Source organism: Specibacter cremeus (assembly GCF_003946885.1).
Taxonomy (GTDB): Bacteria; Actinomycetota; Actinomycetes; order Actinomycetales; family Micrococcaceae; genus Specibacter; species Specibacter cremeus.
Genome location: NZ_RWKQ01000022.1, coordinates 1 through 20,033, shown reverse-complemented (window position 1 = coordinate 20,033; position 20,033 = coordinate 1). Strand labels below are relative to the sequence as shown.

Genomic DNA, 20,033 nt, shown 5'->3' with positions numbered 1-20,033 from the left:
GAGACAACGAGGTTTTCCATGAACTCTTGGAGCACGTCATGAGTATGAAATCCACACCCTCCGCAACAACAGAGGTTCCCCGCCTGGAGGACAAGACCATCCAGCCCATCCCGCTGAATGAACGCCACGGAAAAGCACGTGACCTTTTCACCATCTGGTTCGGTTCCAACATCATGATCATGACGATCGTGACGGGCGGGCTCGCGACCACGGTGTTCGGACTGGACTTCACCACCGCCGTCGTCGGCCTCATCATCGGCAACCTGGTTGGCGCCATCTTCATGGCCCTGCACTCCGCGCAGGGACCACAGCTTGGCGTAGCGCAGATGGTGCAAACCCGCGGGCAATTCGGTTCGTTTGGGGCGCTGCTGATCGTCGTCATCGTCGTCATCATGTACGTCGGATTCTTCGCCGCGAACCTGGTGTTCGGCGGCGAGGCGCTGGCAACTGTCAGTCCCGGAATCGGCGTCGACGGCGGCATCATCCTGATCGGCGTGGTCAGCGTCATTGCGACGATCTTCGGCTACCGCCTCATCCACGCCTACGCGCGTTTCCTGAGCCTCGTGGCCGGCCTCGCCCTGCTGCTGGCGTTTATCTGGATCCTCTTTGTCCACGGGCTGCCCGCCGGATTCCTCTCGGAGGGACATTTCCAGTGGGTCGGGTTCATGGCAACGATTTCCGTGTCCGCACTCTGGCAGCTGGCCTATGCACCCTACGTCTCCGACTACTCCCGCTACATGCCGCAAGGGACCGGCTCCCGCCCGGCGTTCTGGGCCTCATACTCCGGCTGTGTGCTGGGAACGCTCTTCCCCATGGTGCTCGGCGCCGTGGTTGGATCCCTCGCGTCGGTGGTGACCAAGGACCCGGCAAACGTGGACATCGTAGGCTCCCTGGGCACCCAGCTGGCGCCATGGACCCTGGTGATCATCGCCATCTTCTGCCTCGGTGTGGCCGCCTCCAACGCCATGAACCTCTACTGCGGGGTGCTGTGCACCCTGACAATCGGGCAGACCTTCAAGCCGGCCTGGCTGCCGCGAGCCAAGACACGAGGTGTGGCCGCGGTCATCCTCTTCCTCGTGGCCGTGTCGATCGCACTGTTTGCCCGCGACAACTTCATGCTCTTCTACACCAACTTCCTCTCCTTCCTGCTCTACGTCCTGGTCCCGTGGACGGCCATCAACCTGGTCGACTACTACCTTCTGCGCCACGGCGACTACCGGGTTGAAGACTTCTTCCGCCGCGACGGCGGCGTTTACGGCCGGTTCAACTGGGCGGCGATCGGCTGCTACATCGTCGGCACGCTGGTCCAGCTCCCGTTCTCCTCAACGGCCATCTTCATGGGACCCGTGGCACGGGCCATGGGCGGGGTGGACTTGTCTTGGATTGTCGGCCTGGTGGTCGTTGCACCCCTCTACTACTTTGTTGCCCGTGCCACCACGAAGGCACCAGCGGCCGCCCCATTTCCGGCTTTGACGACGGACCCGGTCTGACGCTGTGCCGGCACACCCGGCCCGCGGCCGGCACGAAAACCCTCCCACGCAGCAGTACAACGCACAGAAAGCAAAAACCATGACACTCACTGACATCGGACGCTTTACCGTCCAGCGCCCAGCTGCCGACCAGAATGCGGTCGCAGACCTGCCGTCGGCAGGGCACTTCATCGGCGGTTCGTTTGTTCCGGGCTCCTCCGCGGACAGCATCGACGTTGTCAACCCGGCCACCGAGAAGGTCCTGGGAACGGTGCCGGCCGGAACGGCAGCGGACGTGGACTCGGCCGTCGAAGCCGCAGTGGCGGCCCAGAAGGCCTGGGGTTCCACCACGCCCAAGGAACGCTCCGAGGTGCTGACCCGGATTGCGAACATCATCGAGGCCAACCGCGAAAGCCTTGAGCTGTTGGAGTCCGCCAACACCGGCAAGCCGCGAGCCGTTGTCGAAGACGATATCTCCAGCACCATTGACACCTTCCGTTTCATGGCGGGCGCCTGCCGGACACTGACCTCACTCGCCAGCGGTGACTATGCCGCCGGACACACCTCGGTCATTCTGCGCGAGCCCGTGGGCGTGGTCGGCGTCATCACCCCCTGGAACTACCCGCTGCTGATGGCCGCTTGGAAGGTTGCGCCCATCCTGGCCGCGGGAAACAGCGTGGTCCTGAAGCCGTCCGAACAGACGCCGTTGTCGACGCTGAAACTGGCAGAGCTGGTGGCCGGGCACATTCCCGACGGAATCTTCAACGTCGTCACGGGACAGGGACGGACCGTTGGCCAACGCCTGGCCGAACACCCGGACATCGCGCTTGTCGCCCTGACGGGGAGTGTGGTCAGCGGACAGTCCGTGGCGGAAACGGCGGCACGGTCCGTCAAGCGGGTCCACCTGGAACTTGGCGGCAAGGCCCCCGTTGTCGTCTTCCCGGACGCCGACCTTGCCGCGGCTGCGGCCGGCGTGCGCAACGCGGGATTCTGGAATGCCGGCCAGGACTGCGGTGCTGCCTGCCGGGTGCTGGTGCATGAATCTGTGGCCGAGGAATTCACCAACCTCCTGGTCCAGGAAGTCAGCACCCTCGCGGTCGGCGCCCCGGGAGTCGAAGGCGACATTGAAATCGGCCCCATGATTTCACGACCGCACTTCGAACGCGTGCGGGCCTCCCTGGCCGAGGCCAAGGTTGCCGGCCTGCACCCCGCCATTGGCGGCAACGTGCTGGCTGGCCCCGGCTACTTCATCGAACCCACCGTGTTCAGCAACGTGCCGGCCGGAGCGGCGATTGCCAGCCACGAAATCTTTGGCCCCGTTGTTACCGTCGAGTCCTTCAGCACCACCGAAGAGGCAGTTGCGCGGGCGAACGAGACCCCGTACGGCCTGTCGGCATCGGTCTGGACCAAGGATGCGGGGCTGTCCCTGAACGTCCCCAAGCAGCTCGATTTTGGTACGGTCTGGGTCAACTCCCACCTCGTGTTGGCGTGCGAGGTTCCGTGGGGCGGCTTCAAGGGCTCCGGCTACGGCCGCGACCTCTCCCTGTACGCCCTCGACGATTTCTCCCGGACAAAGCACGTCATGATCAACCACGGCGCATAAGCGTATCGACCAGCATTGGAGTCTGAGATGACAACGACGAATCTTCGCCACGGGGTGCCTTTGACAGGTGCCGCAGTCCCTCCCGTTCCCTTTGGCACGGATGTGCCATGGAGCAATTGGGGCAAGAACCAATACGCCACCCCGGCGTTCACCGTGCGGCCGCGGACGGAACAGGAAGCGCTCGACGCCGTCCGGTTCGCCATCAAGGAAGGCCTCCCCGTGCGCGCCGTCGGTTCCGGGCATTCATCGTCCCCGCTCGTGCAGACGGGCGGGGTCCTGATGGAGATGTCAGCGCTGGCGGGCATCACCGGCACGGACAAGGCCCGCCGCCGTGCTCGGGCCCTGGCCGGCACCGCCATCAGCGCCTTCGGCGATCCGCTGTGGGAGCAGGGGCTGGCTCTGGCCAACCAGGGCGATATTGACAAGCAGCAGATCGCCGGGGCGCTCTCGACCAGCACCCACGGCTCCGGAAAGGATCTGGGCAGCTTTTCCTCGAGCCTTCGCTGGGTCAAGCTGATCAACGGCCACGGCGAAATCGTGGAAATCGGTGAAGGGCAGCTGCGCGAGCTCAGGGCCGCGCAGGTGGCTTTGGGGACGCTGGGAATCTTTCTTGAGGTCGAGCTGGCCGTCGAGGACAGCTATTACCTGCAGGAGCAGATCACCTATCCTGACTGGGCCGAGACCGCGGCAACCTGGGATGCCGATATCGCCGGCAACAGGCACTATTCCCTCCTCTGGTGCCCGGGGGAGGGCTCGGCCGAACTCCTTGGCCTGCCCGGTGCACCAGGACTGAGCATGACGAACCGCAGCTACACGAAGCGGTACAACATCGTCCAAATCCAGGACGAGAGTGAACTGTCCCGCACGGAGGGATCGCGGCTGGACCGGTCCTACCGCATTTACCCTGGCGGATTCACCACTCCGTTCCATGAACTTGAGTACTTTGTGCCCACGGAGTGCGGTCTGGCCGCCACCGAGGCCGTCCTGGAGCTGATCCGCACCAGGCATGCAGACCAGAAGTACCCCGTTGAAGTGCGTTGGGTGAAAGCTGACGACGGCTACATGTCCCAGTTCCAGGGGCGTGACACAACGGTCATCACACTCACCACTGAGCCCGGGACTGACTACTGGCAGTTCTTCCGTGATGCTGATGCATTGCTGCAGGAATTTGAGCCGCGTGCACACTGGGGCAAGATCCATTTCATGACCAGGGAACGTCTGGAGCGGCTTTACCCGAAACTTGACACCTTCCTCCAGGTCCGCCGGGAATTCGATCCCCGCGGCGTATTCCTCAACGACCACACGAGGGCGCTTGTCGGCTGACACGGACGGGTACGGTGATTGTGCCCCGGCCGTGTTGCCAGGTCCGTCGACGACAAGGGAACCGCCATGGCTGCCAATCCATCCAAGACGCCGGTTGGGCGTTCGACGACTCCATGCGGCGCGGCATGCTGCCCCGCGACCGGCGGCGATGCTGGGGCTGGTACCCGGCATCATCACCGGTGGGGTTACGCCTCGCCGCGGACCAGCCCCAGCAGGTGGTTGAAGATCCCCTCACCGTCGTCGCCGATCCCGTCGTGGTGGAAGTCGGCCGTCTCCCAGGCGTGCAATCCCTGCACGGCGCGCGCCGTCCGCATGGACAGGTCATGGTCCACGTAGACGTCGTCCTGGTAGACGGCCGCGGCGACGGGCACGGTGTTCCGGGCGAGTTGCTTCGCGTCGTAGAGCGGCCCCCAGCCGTCGGTGCGCGCGGCCAGCAGTTCCGCCACGTCCTTCAACGGCACCAGCGCCGGGTCCTGGTCGAAATACCAGGGGAGCACGGCCTCGCCCGTCAGCAGCGGCTCGGCCGCGGTCGGCAGGAACGTCGGCGTCCGCTCCAGCACGCGCTGCGCCGCCCAGTTCGATGCCTCGCCCTGTACGTAGATGGACTCGTGCATGAGCGCGTACAACGGGTTCGCGGCCCGGCTCACGAAGCCGCCGAGCTGCGACAGAAATCCGTCGGAGAGCCGGTCGCCGTCCACCGTGGGCACGAACGCATCCTCGAGCAGGTTGTGGAGGGCGTCCAGGCGCGTGTTGCCGCCCAGGTAGTTCCCGGCCATCTGGAAGCGCTCGGGCGTGAGCCGCTCACCCGACGGCAGGAACTCGGGCACCGACTCCAGATGCCGCACGATCCGCGTCACGAGCGCCCGGTCCGCGGGGTACTTGGCGAAGTACTCGGCGTTGCGAGCCGCCATGCGGGCGAACGTGGCCTCGTACACCGCCTCGGCCGGCCCCGACAACGGGGCGAGCCCGCCGGTGATCAGTGCCTCACGCAAGCCGTCCGGGGCGAACGACAGGTAGGTCAGCGCGCAGAACCCGCCATAGCTCTGGCCGAAAATGCTCCACGGACCCGACCCGAGGGTGGTCCGGATGAGTTCGGCGTCCGCGACGATGTCGGTGGCGCGGAAATGCGCCAGGTAGTCCGCCTGCGCGGCCGCGTCGCCGACCAGGGGCAGCGTGCGCCGGTCGGCCGGCGTGGACAGCCCGGTGCCGCGCTGGTCCAACATGAGCACCCGGAACCGGGCGGTGGCCGCCTTCAGCCAGCCGGTGTTCCCGAGCGGGCGGTTGCCGCGCCCGCCCGGGCCGCCCTGCAGGAACAACAGCCACGGCAGGTCGGTGGCCGCCTCCACATCGGCGATCTCCCGCGCGAAGACGGTGATGGCGGGGCCGGCGGCATCGGCGTGGTCCAGTGGCACCGTGAACCAGTGGTCGCGCAGCCGCAGCCCGCGTACCACGTACGGTTCGCCGGTGCGGTGCCGGGTGCTCATGCCCTGGCCGCGGCGTCCGCCGCGGCACCGAAGGACGCCAGCGCGTCGCCGTCGAGCCTGAAGACGTGCCACCCGTCCATGGGGCCGGCGCCGACGCTCTTGTAGAAGTTGATGGACGGCTCGTTCCAGTCGAGCACGCTCCATTCGAAACGCGCATAGCCGCGGTCGACGGCGACCCGCGCCAGGGCCTGCAGCAACGCCTTCCCGTGGCCGCCGCCGCGCGCCTCCGGGCGCACGTACAGGTCCTCGAGGTAGAGCCCGTGCGTGCCCTCCCAGGTGGAGTAGTTCAGGAACCACAGGGCGAAGCCGAGGATGCGGGCGTCGCCGCTGAGCGCGGGGTCGTCGCTCTCGACGACGTGGGCGAACACCTGGGCGTTGTCGCGGAACAGGTGGTCGTGCAGCTGGGCCGCGGTGGTCCGGACGGCGTCCGGTTCCAACTCGTAGACGGCAAGGTCGTGGATCATGCCCAGGATGGCGGGGACGTCTGCGGGCGAGGCTGAACGGATACGGCTCATGCTTTCAAGGCTACCGCCCGCTCAGCCGCCCAGCCGCGCGAACCCCGCCAGCGCCACGACCGCATGCCCGGCCTCGTCGGACGCGGCCAGGTCCACGGTGGCGTTGATCCCCCAGTCGTGGTTGCCGGCCGGATCGTTGATGACCTGCCGGACCGTCCAGAGTCCCGGTGATTCGGTGATGTGCAGCAGCGCCGGCCCGCGCGCGTCGGGCCCGTCGTCGATGGACTCGTGCTCATCCCAGTACGCGTCCAGGGCATCCGCCCACCGGTCCGCGTCCCAGCCGGCGTCGGCGTCCAGCGCGCCCAGCGCCTCGAAGTCGTCGTCGGCGGCCAGCTCCACGCGGCGGAACATCTCGTTGCGGACCATGACCCGGAACGCCCGCACATTGCCGGTCAGCTGCGGGGGCGCCGGGGGAGTGATGTCCTCCTCGGCGGGCACGGGCGCGCCGCCGGCCAGCTGCTCCCATTCGTCCAGCAGGCTGGAGTCGACCTGGCGGACCAGCTCCCCGAGCCAGGAGATGAGATCCTCCAGGTCCTCGCGCAGCGCATCCTGCGGCACGGTCTGGCGCAGCGCCTTGTACCCGTCCGCGAGATAGCGCAGCACCACGCCCTCGGAGCGGGCCAGCTGGTAGAACTGGACGAATTCGCCGAAGTTCATGGCCCGCTCGTACATGTCCCGGATGATGGACTTCGGGCTCAGCTCGAAGTCGCCCACCCAGGGCGCGGCCTTGCGGTACGTCTCGAACGCCCCGCCCAGCAGCTCGCCCAGGGGCTGCGCGTACGACACCTCGTCGAGGGCCGCCATGCGCGCATCGTACTCGACGCCGTCCGCCTTCATGGCCGCCACGGCCTCGGTGCGCGCCCGCTTGAGCTGGGCGGCAAGGATCTGCCGCGGCTTCTCCAGCGTGGCCTCGATGACGGACACCGTGTCCAGCGCGTAGCTGTGCGACTCCGGGTCCAGCAGGTCCAGGGCGGCCAGCGCGAACGGTGACAGCGGCTGGTTCAGCGCGAAGTTCATCTGCAGGTGGACGGTCAGCCGCAGCGTGCGCCCGTCGGCCTCCCGTTCCGCCGGCGGGATCCGCTCGATCACCCCGGCGCCCAGCAGCTCCCGGTAGATGCCCAGGGCCTTGCGCATGAGCCGGCGCTGCGCGGCCGGCGATTCGTGGTTGGCCGTGAGCAGCTTCCGGGCCGCCTGGAAGGGGTCGCCGGGGCGTTCCAGCAGGTTCAGCAGCATGGCGTGGGTGATGGTGAACGACGACGTCAACGGCTCGGGTGCCGACTCCACCAATCGCTTGAATGTCGGTTCGCCCCAGCTGACGAATCCCTGCGGCGGCTTCTTGCGCACCACCTGGCGCAGCTTCTTCGCATCGTCACCGAACTTCGCGTGCGCCTTCGCCAGGGCCTTCACGTTCTCCACGACGTGCTCGGGCGCCTCGACGACGACCGTCCCGGCCGTGTCGTACCCGGCCCGGCCGGCCCGCCCGGCGACCTGCTGGAACTCCCTCACCTGGAGTATGCGGGTGCGCACGCCGTCGTACTTGCTCAACGCCGTGAGCAGCACCGTGCGGATGGGCACGTTGATGCCCACGCCCAGCGTGTCGGTGCCGCAGATGACCTTCAGCAACCCGGCCTGCGCCAGTTGTTCCACGAGCCGGCGGTACTTGGGCAGCATGCCGGCGTGGTGGACGCCGATGCCGTGCCGGACCAGCCGGTTCAGCGTCTTGCCGAACCCGGCCGCGAACCGGAACCCGGCGATGAGTTCGCCGATCCGGTCCTTCTCCTCGCGGGTGCACACGTTGATGCTCATGAGCGTCTGGGCGCGGTCGATCGCCTCGGCCTGGCTGAAATGCACCACGTAGACGGGCGCCTGCTTGGTGCCCAGCAGTTCCTCGAGCGACTCCTGCACGGTCGTCTCGACGTAGTAGTAGTGCAGCGGGATGGGCCGCTCGGCGGAGGACACCGTGGTGGTCAGGCGGTTGGTCAGCTGCGTCAGGTCCCGCTCGAAGCAGGTCACGTCGCCCAGGGTGGCGCTCATGAGCAGGAACTGCGACTGCGGCAGCTCCAGCAGCGGCACCTGCCACGCCCAGCCGCGTTGCGGGTCCGAATAGTAGTGGAACTCGTCCATGATGACGGTGCCCGCATCGGCGTGCTCGCCCTCGCGCAGCGCGATGTTGGCCAGGATCTCCGCCGTGCAGCAGATGATGGGGGCGTCCTGGTTGACGGACGAGTCGCCGGTGATCATGCCGACGTTCTCGGCGCCGAAGATCTCGCACAGCGCGAAGAACTTCTCCGACACGAGCGCCTTGATGGGGGCCGTGTAGTAGCTGGCCGCGCCCCGGGCCATGGCGTTGAAGTGCGCGGCGATCGCGACCATCGACTTGCCCGAGCCGGTGGGTGTGGACAGGATGACGTTGTTGCCGCTGACCAGCTCGATGGCCGCCTCCTCCTGGGCCGGGTAGAGGGTGATGCCGCGGCCCTCCGTCCATTCGAGGAACGCCTCGAGGACGTCGTCGTCGGCGGGCGCGGGCGGGAGGGCCGAAAGCTGGTCGGAAAGATTCATGATGGGTCCAGCTTATGGGCTTGGGGCTGTGGCAGGATAACGGCATGGGCACGGAACATGTTGTGTGGGATCCCGCGAAATACGTCGAGTTCGGCGACTTCCGGGACCGGCCGTTCTTCGACCTGACCGGCCGGATCGCCGCGTCGGCGCCGCGCGCGGTCGTGGACCTTGGCTGCGGGCCGGGCACGTTGACGGCCGCCCTGGCGGCGCGGTGGCCGGAGGCCGACGTGCTGGGGCTTGACAGTTCGCAGCACATGATCGCCCAGGCCAACGGCATGGCTCAGCCGGCCAACCTGTCGTTCGAGCTGGCCAACATCAAGCGGTTCGTGCCGGACAAGCGCATCGAGGTCATCGTCTCCAACGCGGCGCTGCAATGGGTGCCCGGCCACCAGGCCCTGATGGCCGGCTGGCTGGACCGCATGGCGCCGGGCAGCTGGCTGGCCGTGCAGGTTCCCGGCAATTTCGACTCGCCGTCGCACGCGCTCATGCGCCAGGTTGCCGACTCGCCACGCTGGGCATCGAAACTTGCCGGCGTGTTGCGCCACGAGGACGCCGTGTGGGAGCCCGACGCCTACCTGGACCTGTTCCTGCGCGGCGGCTGCCGGGCCGATGTGTGGGAGACCACGTACAACCACCTGCTGACGGGCGAGGCGCCCGTGCTGAACTGGATGCGCGGCACGGGGCTGCGGCCCGTCGTCGGCGCGCTCGGCCCGGGCGACGCCGCCGCGTTCGAGGCCGAGTACGCGGCCCTCCTGGCTGAGGCGTACCCGCCGGGCGAGTTCGGCACGGTGTTCCCGTTCCGGCGCATCTTCATGGTCGGACAGAAAAAGTGAGGGACGAACAATGACAGACGACGGCGGCACGCACCCTCCGGCGCTGGCCCCCTTTCCGCCGGGCTGGGACAGCGCGCTCGTGATCGCCGCCCACCCGGACGACCCGGAATACGGCATGGCCGCGGCCGTGGCCGAATGGACGGCCGCCGGCAAGCGGGTTTCCTACCTGCTCGTCACCCGGGGCGAGGCCGGCATCGCCGGGCTCCCGCCGCACGAGTGCGCGCCGCTGCGCAGCCGCGAGCAGGCCGCGGCGTGCGCGGCGGTGGGCGTGGACGACCTGGTGTTCCTCGATTACCCGGACGGGCGCATCGAGGAGGGGCCCGGGCTGCGCCGCGACCTTGCCCGGCAGATCCGCCGCGTGCGCCCCGACGTCGTACTCACCCTCAACCACACGGACACGTGGGGGCCGGGGCGCTGGAACTCGTCCGACCATCGGGCCGTGGGCCGCGCCGTGCTGGACGCCGTGTCCGACGCCGACAATGAGTGGATCTTCCCGGACCTGCTCGGCGAGGGCCTGGCCCGGCACAAGGTGCGCTTCGTGGCCATGAACTCGCCGCGGCCCACGCACCAACAACCCGTCGGCCCCGACAGTGTTGCGGCGGCCGTCCGGTCGCTGGCCGCCCATGCCCGTTATCTGCAGGCGCTCGGCCCCGACCCGGTGGAGGAGCAGGCCCGCCGCCAGGTCGGCTACGTGACGGCCGGCGGCCTGGTCCGGTTCGAGCTGTACGGCCTGGGCTGATTCCCCGGTGGTCGAGCTCGTCGGTGGTCGAGCTCGTCGAGACCCCAGCTACCAGCCGCGTTCGCGCCACTCGCCAAGCGACGGCCGTTCGGCGCCCAGCGTCGTGCCGGCGCCGTGGCCCGGGTGGACGATCGTGTCGTCGTCGAGCGGGTCGAACACGCGGGCGACGACGTCGGCGTACAGCTGGCTGAACCGCTTGGCGTCATGCTGCGTGTTGCCCACGCCGCCCGGGAACAGCGAATCGCCCGTGAACAGGTGGTCCGGTCCGTCCGGGTCGCGCAGCAGCAACGCCACGGAGCCGGGCGTGTGCCCGCGCAGCCCGATCACATCCAGGCGCACGCCGTCGAGATCCAGCACCGAGCCGTCGTCCAGCAGCGTGTCCGTGGGGACCTCAATGGCCGGCGCGTCCTTGCGTCCGGCCGCGGTCGGCGCCCCTGTGGCGGCCACCACCGCGGCGAGCGCACGCACATGGTCCCAGTGCGAATGCGTGGTGACCACCAGCGCCAGCGACGCCCGGGCACCCGTGGCCGTGACGTCGTCGTCCACGTCCTGCGCACCTGCGGTGAGCAGCGCGGCGATGGCCGGGTAGTCGTCGGCGGCGTCGATGAGCAGCTGCTCGCCGGTGCGCCGGCAGGTGATGAGGTAGACGTTGTTGTCCATGTCGCTGACGGAGATGTGGCGGATGACGGCGTCCGCGAGCGTCCAGGTGGTGCTGTCCATGCGCCCAGTCTAGGACGGTCGCCGGACCGGATTGCGCCGAGAGGAAAATTGCGCTGACATTTGTCGGGGCGGGGGAGTAGCTTGAACCTTGTCCAACCCGCACGGCCGGTGTGGGCGGACCGAATCAACCAATGCTGGAGGAGAAGTGCTCTATCGCCTGGTCGCGCGCAACCTGGCACCCCACAAGGGGCCGTTGCTGCTGATCGTCGCACTGCAATTCCTGTCCACGCTGGCCACCTTGTACCTGCCGACGCTGAACGCGGACATCATCGACGACGGCGTGGTCAAGGGCCGCACGGACGTCATCTTCGGCCTCGGCGGATGGATGCTGCTCATCACGGCCGGGCAGGTGGTGTGCGCCATCGTCGCCACGTTCCTGAGCGCCCGCACGGCCATGGGGCTGGGCCGGGCGGTCCGGCGCGACCTGTTCGGCACCGTGCAGACGTTCTCCGCCCAGGAGGTCGGCATGTTCGGCGCGCCGTCGCTGATCACGCGCACCACGAACGACGTCCAGCAGGTCCAGATGCTGGTGCTCATGTCCTTCACCATGATGGTCACCGCCCCGATCATGTGCATCGGCGGCATCATCTTGGCCATGAAGCAGGACGTGCCGTTGTCCGCGCTGCTGCTCGTGATCCTGCCGCTGCTGGTCGTGTCGATCTGGCTGATCGTGCGCAAGCTGGTGCCCACGTTCCGCAAGGTGCAAAAGCAGCTGGACGCCATCAACGGGGTGCTGCGCGAACAGATCACCGGCATCAGCGTCATCCGCGCGTTCGTGCGCCGCGACTACGAGGCCGAACGCTTCGCCACGGCCAACGGCAACCTGACCGCGTCGCAGCTGCGCACCGGCCGGCTGCTGTCGCTGATGTTCCCCATCATCTTCTTCGTGGTCAACGTCACCAGCGTGGGCGTGCTGTGGTTCGGCGGCCAGCGCATCGACGCCGGACACATGCAGATCGGCGCCCTGACCGCGTTCCTGAGCTACATCATGCAGATCCTCATGTCCGTCATGATGGCCATGTTCATGTTCATGATGATCCCGCGCGCGGCCGTCAGCGCCGAACGCATCCAGGCCGTGCTGGACACCAAGCCGTCGGTCGTCGACGCGCCCGGCGCCGCCGTCGTGGACCTCGACGGCGCGCTGGTGGTGCGCGACGCCGCGTTCCAATACCCGGGCGCGGAATCGCCGGTGCTCTCGGGCGTCAGTTTCGCCGCGGCCCCGGGAACGACGACGGCGGTCATCGGCTCCACCGGCAGCGGCAAGTCGACGCTCGTGAACCTGATCCCGCGGCTGCTCGACGCCACCGAGGGCAGCATCAGCGTCGGCGGGCACGATACGAAGTCCGTGACGCTCGACTCGCTGCGCGGCGCCATCGGCCTGGTGCCGCAGAAAGCGTACCTGTTCTCCGGCACCGTGGCGTCCAACGTGCGCATGGGCTTCCCGGACGCCACCGATGAGGACATCTGGGCGGCCCTGGAGATCGCCCAGGCGGCCGACTTCGTGGCCGAGATGCCCGGCGGGCTGGACGCGCCCATCGACCAGGGCGGCTCGAACGTCTCGGGCGGGCAGCGCCAGCGCCTGTGCATCGCCCGGGCCGTGATCGCCCGGCCCGCGCTGTACCTGTTCGACGACAGCTTCTCCGCCCTCGACTTCGCCACCGACGCCCGGCTGCGGGCCGCGTTGAAACCCGTGACCACGAACTCGACGGTCCTGGTCGTGGCGCAGCGGGTGAGCACCATCATGCACGCCGACAACATCCTGGTCCTGGACGAGGGCCGGCTGGTCGGGCAGGGCACGCACGCCGAACTCATGGAGACCAGCCCCACCTACCAGGAGATCGTGACCTCGCAGATGACCGACGAGGACCAGGAGTACGCGGCATGAGCATGATGATGAGGGGCGGGCCGCCGGTGCAGAAGGCCATGGCGTTCGGCCCGAGCGTCAAGCGCATCCTGGGACTCGTGAAACCCGACAAGGTGCGGGTGGCCTGGGTCGTCGTCATGGCGGCCGTGTCCGTGGGCCTGTCCGTCGTGGCCCCGAAAGTGCTCGGCCACGCGACCGACCTGATCTTCAACGGCGTCGTCGGCAAGATGCTGGCCACGCAGTTCCCGCCCGGCACCACGAAGGAATCGGCCGTGGCCGCGCTGCGTGCCGCCGGGCAGGGCCAGCTGGCCGACATGCTCTCCGGCATGAACGCCGTCCCCGGGCAGCGACTCGATCTGTCGGCCCTGGCCGGCACGTTGCTGATCGTGCTCGGCCTGTATGTGGTCGCGTTCTTCTTCAACTGGTCCCAGGGGTATGTGACGACCGGCATCGTGCAGCGGGCCATGTACCGGCTGCGCCAGGACATCGAGGCCAAGCTGGACAAGATGCCGATGTCGCATTTCCAGGAGCAGTCCCGCGGCGATGTCCTGTCCAAGGTCACCAATGACATCGACAACTTCTCCCAGACGCTCCAGCAGACACTCACGCAGCTGCTCATCGCCATCCTGACGGTGGTCGGGGTGCTGGCCATGATGTTCTCCATCTCCCCACTGCTGGCGCTCATCTCGCTCGTCACGGTGCCCGTCATCGCCGCCGTCACGGTGGTCATCGCGAAACGTTCCCGCGTGGAGTTCATGGCGCAGTGGAAGACGACCGGCGAGCTGAACGGACACGTGGAGGAGATGTTCACCGGGCACGAGATCGTCAAGTCGTTCGGCCGCCAGCAGCAGGCCATCGACAAGTTCGCCACGTCCAACGAGGCCCTGTACGCCTCCAGCGCGAAGGCGCAGTTCATCTCCGGCATCATCATGCCCAGCATGAACTTCGTGTCCAACCTCAACTATGTGGTGGTGGCCGTGATCGGCGGCGTCCAGGTCGCCTCGGGCATCATCACGATCGGCAGCGTGCAGGCGTTCATCCAGTATTCGCGGCAGTTCAGCCAACCCATGGCGCAGATCGGCAGCATGATCAACCTGCTGCAATCCGGCGTCGCGTCGGCCGAGCGCGTGTTCGAACTGATCGACGCCGAGGAGCAGGAGCCCGACCACCAGCCGCCGGCCGTGCTCGAGGGCACCCGGGGACGGGTCGTGTTCGAGCACGTGAACTTCAGCTACAACCCCGACGAACCCCTCATCCAGGATCTGTCGCTCGTGGCCGAACCCGGCCAGACCGTCGCGATCGTCGGTCCCACCGGCGCCGGCAAGACGACGCTGGTGAACCTGTTGATGCGCTTCTACGAGATCGATTCGGGCCGGATCACCATCGACGGCGTCGACACGGCACACCTGACCCGCGACGACCTGCGCCGCCGCTTCGGCATGGTGTTGCAGGACGCGTGGCTGTTCGGCGGCACCATCCGGGCCAACCTGGCCTACGGCAAGCTGGACGCGACGGAGGCGCAGATCGTCGCCGCGGCGGAGGCGACCCACGTGGACCACTTCGTCCGGGCGCTGCCCGACGGCTACGACACCGTGCTCGCCGACGACGGGGCCGGGCTAAGCCAGGGCCAGCGCCAGCTGATGACGATCGCCCGGGCCTGGGTGGCCGAGCCCGGCATCCTGATCCTCGACGAGGCGACCAGTTCCGTGGACACGCGCACCGAGGTGCTGATCCGGCAGGCCATGAACCGGCTGCGCCGGGACCGCACCAGCTTCGTGATCGCGCACCGGCTCTCCACCATCCGCGACGCCGACCTGATCCTGGTCATGGACCACGGGCGCATCATCGAGCAGGGCACGCACGAGGACCTGCTGGCCGCCGGCGGCTTCTACCACGACCTGTACATGAGCCAGTTCAGCGATCCGTTGATCGAGGAGCCGACCACCGCATGAACCCCACCAGCACCGCCGCGGCGGCCGTGATCCTGCGGCGCTGGAAGCCGGACCTGCAATCAAGCGTCCCGCCGTACGAACAGATCCGGCTGCGCATCGTCGACCTGGCCGTTGGGGGAGCGCTGGCCGTGGGCGCCCGGCTGCCGTCCGTGCGGGCGTTGGCCGCCGAGCTCGGCGTGGCCGCGAACACCGTGGCGCGGGCGTACCGGGAACTCGAGCAGGCCGGGATCGTCACCACGGCCGGCCGGGCCGGCACGGTCATTGCCGCCGGCGGGGACCGGCTCGCCGAGGACGTCGCCACGGCGGCAGCCGAGTTTGCCGCCGTCGTCCGTCAATCCGGCATGCCGGCCGACCGGGCACTGGCGCTCGTCGCCGCCGCGCTGGAGCGCGCGGCCGGGCACTGACATCCGCACACGCGTTCGAACGAGTTTTCGAGTATGATGGGACGTGCGCTTTCACCCGCGCAACGTCTTCCACGAAGGACACCATGCCCCAGCCAGCACCCACGCCGAACGACCTGTCACGCCTGATCGTCAAGGGCGCCAGGGAACACAACCTGCGCAACGTCGACCTTGACCTGCCCCGGGACGCCATGATCGTGTTCACCGGCCTGTCCGGGTCGGGGAAATCGTCGCTGGCCTTCGACACCATCTTCGCCGAGGGGCAGCGCCGCTACGTCGAGTCGCTGTCCGCGTATGCGCGGCAGTTCCTCGGCCAGGTCGACAAGCCAGACGTCGACTTCATCGAGGGATTGTCCCCGGCCGTGTCGATCGACCAGAAATCGACGTCGAAGAACCCGCGGTCCACGGTCGGCACCATCACCGAGATCTACGACTACATGCGACTGCTGTGGGCGCGGGTGGGCCGCCCGCACTGTCCGGTCTGCGGCGAGCCGGTCACCCGGCAGACGCCCCAGCAGATCGTCGACCAACTGCAGGAAATGCCCGAGGGCACCCGCTTCCAGGTGCTGGCCCCCGTGGTCCGCGGCCGGAAGGGCGAATTCGTCGACCTGTTCCGGGAGCTGGGCGCCAAGGGGTATTCGCGGGCCCGCGTCGACGGCGAGCAGATCCAGCTGTCCGAGCCGCCGAAACTGAAGAAGGCGTTCAAACACACCATCGAGGTGGTCGTGGACCGGCTCGTCGTCAAGGACGGCATCCGGCAGCGGCTCACCGACTCGGTGGAGACGGCGTTGGGCCTGGCCGAGGGACGCGTGCTGGTCGACCTGGTTGACCTGCCCGCTGACGATGCGGGGCGGATCCGGTCGTTCTCCGAGAACCTGGCCTGCCCCAACGAGCACCCGCTGGCCATCGACGAGATCGAGCCGCGGTCCTTCTCGTTCAACAACCCGTTCGGCGCCTGCCCGGCGTGCAGCGGCATCGGCACGAAGCTGGAGGTCGACGAGGAACTCGTCATCCCGAACCCGGACCTGTCCCTGATCGACGGCGCCATCGCCCCCTGGTCGCTGGGCGCGGCCACGAGCGAGTACTGGAACCGGCTGCTGATTGGCCTCGGCGAGGAGATGGGCTTCGCCGTCGACACGCCGTGGAAGAAGCTCTCGGACGAGGCGCGCAACGCCATCCTCACCGGCAAGGACCACAAGGTGGTGGTCCAGTACCGCAACCGGTTCGGCCGGGAACGCAAGTACTCCACCGGCTTCGAGGGCGTGTACGAGTACATCCAGCGCAAGCATGTCGAGACGGAATCCGACTATGCCCGGGACAAGTACGAGCAGTACATGCGGCAGATCCCGTGCCCGTCCTGCAACGGCGCCCGGCTCAACCCGGCGTCGCTGTCCGTGCTGATCAACGGCAAGTCCATCGCCGAGGTTTGTGCGCTGCCCATGCGCGACTGCAACACGTTCCTGTCCGGCCTCGAGCTGTCCAACCGCGAAGCCCAGATCGCCAGCCAGGTGCTCAAGGAGATCCAGGCCCGGCTGCAGTTCCTGCTCGACGTCGGGCTGGACTACCTGAACCTGGAGCGCGCGTCCGCCACGTTGTCCGGCGGCGAGGCGCAGCGGATCCGGCTGGCCACGCAGATCGGCTCCGGCCTGGTCGGGGTGCTGTACGTCCTGGACGAGCCGTCCATCGGCCTGCACCAGCGCGACAACCGCCGCCTGATCGAGACGCTGACCAGGCTGCGGGACCTGGGGAACACGCTCATCGTCGTCGAGCACGATGAGGACACCATTGCCGAGGCCGACTGGATCGTGGACATCGGTCCCGGTGCCGGCGAGCATGGCGGAGAGGTGGTCCACTCCGGGTCGATGACGGACCTGCTGGCGAACACGAAGTCGATCACGGGCGACTACCTGTCCGGGCGCAAGAGCATCGGCGTGCCGGCCAAGCGCCGCAAGTACGACAAGAAGCGCGAGTTGAAGGTGGTCGGCGCCCGCGAGAACAACCTGCGCAACATTGACGCGACGTTCCCGCTGGGCCTGTTCACCGCGGTCACCGGCGTGAGCGGTTCGGGCAAGTCGACCCTGGTCAACGAGATCCTGTACAAGGTGCTGGCGAACAAGCTCAACGGCGCCCGCCAGGTTGCCGGCCGGCACCTGCGCGTGGACGGACTCGAGCACCTGGACAAGGTGGTGCACGTCGACCAGAGCCCCATCGGCCGCACCCCGCGCTCCAACCCGGCCACGTACACGGGCGTGTTCGACAACATCCGCAAGCTGTTCGCGGAAACCACCGAGGCGAAGGTGCGCGGCTACCTGCCGGGCCGGTTCTCCTTCAACGTGAAGGGCGGGCGGTGCGAGGCCTGCTCGGGCGATGGCACGCTGAAGATCGAGATGAACTTCCTGCCGGACGTGTATGTGCCCTGCGAGGTGTGCCACGGGGCCCGGTACAACCGGGAGACGCTCGAGGTCCACTACAAGGGCAAGACAATCGCGGATGTGCTCAACATGCCGATCGACGAGGCGGCCGAGTTCTTCTCCGCGTTCACCCCGATCGCCCGGCACCTGAAGACGCTTGAAAGCGTCGGCCTGGGCTATGTGCGCCTGGGCCAGCCGGCCACCACGCTGTCCGGCGGCGAGGCGCAGCGCGTGAAGCTGGCCGCAGAGCTGCAGAAGCGTTCCAACGGGCGCAGCGTCTACGTGCTGGACGAACCGACCACGGGCCTGCACTTCGAGGACATCCGCAAGCTGCTGCTGGTGCTGCAGGGGCTCGTGGAGAAGGGCAACACGGTCATCGTGATCGAGCACAACCTGGACGTCATCAAGAGCGCCGACTGGCTCGTCGACCTGGGGCCCGACGGCGGCACCGGCGGCGGGCTGGTGGTGGCCACGGGCACACCGGAGCAGGTTGCTTCAAATACGGACAGCCATACGGCCGTGTTCCTGCAGGAGGCGTTGTCGGGCGAGCGCCGCTGATTGAGCCTGTCGAAATCACCGGTGGTCGAGCTNCCTGTCGAGACCCCGGTGGTCGAGCCTGTCGAGACCCCGGTGGTCGAGCCTGTCGAGACCCCGGTGGTCGAGCCTGTCGAGACACGAATTCGACAAGCTCAATCACCCGTTCGCCTCGAGCGCGGCCAACGCCTTGCGGAGATGGGTTTGGCGGGCCGTGGCGGTGCGGGCGGTGTCCAGTTTCAGGATCAGGACGTACTGCTCGGTCTTGCCCAGCGCCTCGAACGCCCGGGCCGCCGGCGGGCTCGCGTCCAGTGCGGCTGCCAGGTCGGGCGGCACGGTGGCGTTTCGCTGGGACTGGTAGGCGGCCGCCCACCTGCCGTCGGCCTTCGCGGCGTCGACCTCGGCCATGCCGGCGGGCCGCATGCGCCCCGCTTCGGTCAATGCCTCGACCTTGTCCACATTGACCTGCGACCACCGGCTGCGGGGCCTGCGCGGCACGTACTTCTGCAGGTAGTACACATCGTCGCAGGACCTGCGCTGGCCGGAGATCCAGCCGTAGCACAGCCCCACGTCGACGGCCTCGTCACTGGTCATCGACGGCACGCCCGAACCCTTCTTGGCCAGCTTCAGCCAGACTCCGGCCTTCAGCCCTTCGTGCGCGGCCAGCCACGCCTCGAAGGCCGCGGCGTCCCGGCAGAGGATCGTTGCTGCGCCGCCGGCTTGCTCCGTCATGGGCGTGCTCCTCGGTTCGTTGATTCCGGCGGCAGGTCAAATGTACTTGAAGAACCGCTCGGGGCCGTCCAGGAACAGCCTCCAGTTGCGGACCAGCTCCAGGTCCGCCCAAGCGGAGCGCCGCAGCCCCCAGTCGCCGGTTTCGTAGATGTCTGCGCCGGGGAGGGCTGCCAACAGCGGCGAGTGCGTCGAGAGGATGACCTGGGAGTCGCCGTCGTCCACCAGCGTGCGCAAGACGCTGAGCAGCGAGAGGCAGCCGGAGAACGACAGGGCCGATTCGGGTTCGTCGAGCACCCAGAGCCCGCCGCCGCGGAACCTGGACGTGATCAGTCCCAGGAACGATTCACCGTGCGACATTTCGTGGAACTTCAGGTCGGGCAGCCCGGTGCTGGGATTCTCTTCCAGGTAGGTGAAGAAGCCGTGCATGGTCTCGGCGCGCAGAAAGTAACCGTAGCGGCTGGTTCCGGCATTGCGGAGGACGCGGAGGTGCACCGGGAGGTCCGACTCGGTGGGCCGGCTATGGTGCATGGCGTTCGTGGAACCGCCCTCGGCGTTGATGCCGTAGGCGGCCGCGATGGCTTCGACGACGGTCGATTTGCCGGTACCGTTTTCACCCACCAGGACCGTGGCCTTTCCCGGCCGCAGGCCGTTGTCGAGAATGTGCCGCACGGGTGCCAGCGTGCCGGGCCACACGGTGCGATTGAGCGGGTTGTCCGGGTTCTCGGTGATTTCCCGTAGGGGGACGGTGGCGAACTCCATGCGACCAGTGTGGCAGGTGCCACCGACATCGCCGCGGCCGGTGGGGAGACGGGGGGTGTGCGTCAGGAATGTAGGTGATGGTTTTTAGGGTCAGTATGGCGCTAGTCTGGTTATTAGTTTCACGGTCAGACAAGG

Annotated in this window: 15 protein-coding genes; 9 read left to right on the top strand and 6 right to left on the bottom strand. The window is 67.8% G+C overall.

All coding sequences use genetic code 11. The features are described from left to right. Positions 1 to 38 precede the first annotated feature (38 nt). The 3 genes from EJC77_RS10215 to EJC77_RS10205 all read left to right on the top strand — a co-directional run bounded on the left by EJC77_RS10215 (position 39) and on the right by EJC77_RS10205 (position 4,395). The gene (locus EJC77_RS10215; RefSeq protein WP_125612255.1) at positions 39 to 1,490 is read left to right on the top strand and encodes a purine-cytosine permease family protein; all 1,452 of its coding nucleotides are present in this window, start codon (positions 39 to 41) and stop codon (positions 1,488 to 1,490) included. Between the two features lie 79 nt (positions 1,491 to 1,569). Then, positions 1,570 to 3,072, top strand: coding sequence for an aldehyde dehydrogenase family protein (locus tag EJC77_RS10210; protein WP_205787091.1), 1,503 nt, complete (start codon positions 1,570 to 1,572; stop codon positions 3,070 to 3,072). A 27-nt stretch (positions 3,073 to 3,099) separates the two neighbouring features. Then, positions 3,100 to 4,395, top strand: coding sequence for a D-arabinono-1,4-lactone oxidase (locus tag EJC77_RS10205; RefSeq protein ID WP_125612253.1), 1,296 nt, complete (start codon positions 3,100 to 3,102; stop codon positions 4,393 to 4,395). A 185-nt stretch (positions 4,396 to 4,580) separates the two neighbouring features. On the opposite strand, the gene EJC77_RS10200 is transcribed toward EJC77_RS10205, so the two are convergent. From EJC77_RS10200 to EJC77_RS10190, 3 genes are read right to left on the bottom strand one after another with little or no spacing between them, the layout of a single operon-like run. Beyond that, entirely contained in the window at positions 4,581 to 5,879 is a 1,299-nt protein-coding gene (locus EJC77_RS10200; RefSeq protein ID WP_125612251.1) for an alpha/beta fold hydrolase, read from the bottom strand. After that, complete coding sequence (locus EJC77_RS10195; RefSeq protein WP_125612249.1) at positions 5,876 to 6,394, bottom strand: GNAT family N-acetyltransferase; 519 nt, start codon at positions 6,392 to 6,394, stop codon at positions 5,876 to 5,878. Before EJC77_RS10195 ends, EJC77_RS10200 begins: the two co-directional genes overlap by 4 nt. Positions 6,395 to 6,415: 21 nt before the next feature. After that, the gene (locus EJC77_RS10190; protein ID WP_125612247.1) at positions 6,416 to 8,953 is read right to left on the bottom strand and encodes a DEAD/DEAH box helicase; all 2,538 of its coding nucleotides are present in this window, start codon (positions 8,951 to 8,953) and stop codon (positions 6,416 to 6,418) included. A gap of 44 nt (positions 8,954 to 8,997) precedes the next feature. Here EJC77_RS10190 and EJC77_RS10185 point away from each other — a divergent pair, with 44 nt between their 5' ends. After that, a complete protein-coding gene (locus tag EJC77_RS10185; protein WP_125612245.1) occupies positions 8,998 to 9,786 on the top strand; it encodes a trans-aconitate 2-methyltransferase in 789 nt (262 codons plus the stop codon). Positions 9,787 to 9,796: 10 nt separating this feature from the next. After that, on the top strand, positions 9,797 to 10,525 hold the full coding sequence (locus tag EJC77_RS10180; protein ID WP_125612243.1) for a PIG-L deacetylase family protein: 729 nt from the start codon (positions 9,797 to 9,799) through the stop codon (positions 10,523 to 10,525). Positions 10,526 to 10,573: 48 nt separating this feature from the next. Here the strand turns inward: EJC77_RS10180 and EJC77_RS10175 are convergent, their stop codons facing one another. Next, positions 10,574 to 11,245, bottom strand: a complete 672-nt coding sequence (locus EJC77_RS10175) for an MBL fold metallo-hydrolase (RefSeq protein ID WP_125612240.1) — start codon at positions 11,243 to 11,245, stop codon at positions 10,574 to 10,576. 145 nt (positions 11,246 to 11,390) lie between these two features. On the opposite strand from EJC77_RS10175, the gene EJC77_RS10170 reads away from it, so the two are divergent. The 4 genes from EJC77_RS10170 to uvrA all read left to right on the top strand — a co-directional run bounded on the left by EJC77_RS10170 (position 11,391) and on the right by uvrA (position 18,431). Next, entirely contained in the window at positions 11,391 to 13,130 is a 1,740-nt protein-coding gene (locus EJC77_RS10170; protein ID WP_164520379.1) for an ABC transporter ATP-binding protein, read from the top strand. After that, positions 13,127 to 15,061 carry an ABC transporter ATP-binding protein gene (locus tag EJC77_RS10165; protein WP_125612238.1) on the top strand — a complete coding sequence of 645 codons (1,935 nt, stop codon included), beginning with the start codon at positions 13,127 to 13,129 and terminating at the stop codon, positions 15,059 to 15,061. Before EJC77_RS10170 ends, EJC77_RS10165 begins: the two co-directional genes overlap by 4 nt. After that, positions 15,058 to 15,465 carry a GntR family transcriptional regulator gene (locus EJC77_RS10160; RefSeq protein ID WP_125612236.1) on the top strand — a complete coding sequence of 136 codons (408 nt, stop codon included), beginning with the start codon at positions 15,058 to 15,060 and terminating at the stop codon, positions 15,463 to 15,465. The genes EJC77_RS10165 and EJC77_RS10160 overlap by 4 nt, the downstream gene beginning before the upstream one ends. Positions 15,466 to 15,548: 83 nt before the next feature. Continuing rightward, positions 15,549 to 18,431: an excinuclease ABC subunit UvrA gene (gene uvrA, locus EJC77_RS10155; RefSeq protein ID WP_125612234.1), complete on the top strand. Its 2,883-nt coding sequence runs from the start codon at positions 15,549 to 15,551 to the stop codon at positions 18,429 to 18,431. Positions 18,432 to 18,566: 135 nt separating this feature from the next. Here uvrA and EJC77_RS10150 read toward each other — a convergent pair whose 3' ends face one another. Next, positions 18,567 to 19,139, bottom strand: a complete 573-nt coding sequence (locus EJC77_RS10150) for a YdeI/OmpD-associated family protein (RefSeq protein ID WP_125612232.1) — start codon at positions 19,137 to 19,139, stop codon at positions 18,567 to 18,569. 36 nt (positions 19,140 to 19,175) lie between these two features. Next, positions 19,176 to 19,898, bottom strand: a complete 723-nt coding sequence (locus EJC77_RS10145) for an AAA family ATPase (protein ID WP_125612230.1) — start codon at positions 19,896 to 19,898, stop codon at positions 19,176 to 19,178. Positions 19,899 to 20,033: the final 135 nt, after the last annotated feature.

What these genes read in the sequence shown, in the direction of transcription:
- EJC77_RS10215 (WP_125612255.1), top strand. Translation starts at nt 39, where the DNA reads ATGAGTATGAAATCCACACCCTCCGCAACAACAGAGGTTCCCCGCCTG.
- EJC77_RS10195 (WP_125612249.1), bottom strand. Translation starts at nt 6,394, where the DNA reads ATGAGCCGTATCCGTTCAGCCTCGCCCGCAGACGTCCCCGCCATCCTG.
- EJC77_RS10190 (WP_125612247.1), bottom strand. Translation starts at nt 8,953, where the DNA reads ATGAATCTTTCCGACCAGCTTTCGGCCCTCCCGCCCGCGCCCGCCGAC.
- EJC77_RS10205 (WP_125612253.1), top strand. Translation starts at nt 3,100, where the DNA reads ATGACAACGACGAATCTTCGCCACGGGGTGCCTTTGACAGGTGCCGCA.
- EJC77_RS10210 (WP_205787091.1), top strand. Translation starts at nt 1,570, where the DNA reads ATGACACTCACTGACATCGGACGCTTTACCGTCCAGCGCCCAGCTGCC.
- EJC77_RS10180 (WP_125612243.1), top strand. Translation starts at nt 9,797, where the DNA reads ATGACAGACGACGGCGGCACGCACCCTCCGGCGCTGGCCCCCTTTCCG.
- EJC77_RS10165 (WP_125612238.1), top strand. Translation starts at nt 13,127, where the DNA reads ATGAGCATGATGATGAGGGGCGGGCCGCCGGTGCAGAAGGCCATGGCG.
- EJC77_RS10200 (WP_125612251.1), bottom strand. Translation starts at nt 5,879, where the DNA reads ATGAGCACCCGGCACCGCACCGGCGAACCGTACGTGGTACGCGGGCTG.
- EJC77_RS10160 (WP_125612236.1), top strand. Translation starts at nt 15,058, where the DNA reads ATGAACCCCACCAGCACCGCCGCGGCGGCCGTGATCCTGCGGCGCTGG.
- EJC77_RS10185 (WP_125612245.1), top strand. Translation starts at nt 8,998, where the DNA reads ATGGGCACGGAACATGTTGTGTGGGATCCCGCGAAATACGTCGAGTTC.
- EJC77_RS10175 (WP_125612240.1), bottom strand. Translation starts at nt 11,245, where the DNA reads ATGGACAGCACCACCTGGACGCTCGCGGACGCCGTCATCCGCCACATC.
- EJC77_RS10145 (WP_125612230.1), bottom strand. Translation starts at nt 19,898, where the DNA reads ATGGAGTTCGCCACCGTCCCCCTACGGGAAATCACCGAGAACCCGGAC.
- EJC77_RS10150 (WP_125612232.1), bottom strand. Translation starts at nt 19,139, where the DNA reads ATGACGGAGCAAGCCGGCGGCGCAGCAACGATCCTCTGCCGGGACGCC.
- uvrA (WP_125612234.1), top strand. Translation starts at nt 15,549, where the DNA reads ATGCCCCAGCCAGCACCCACGCCGAACGACCTGTCACGCCTGATCGTC.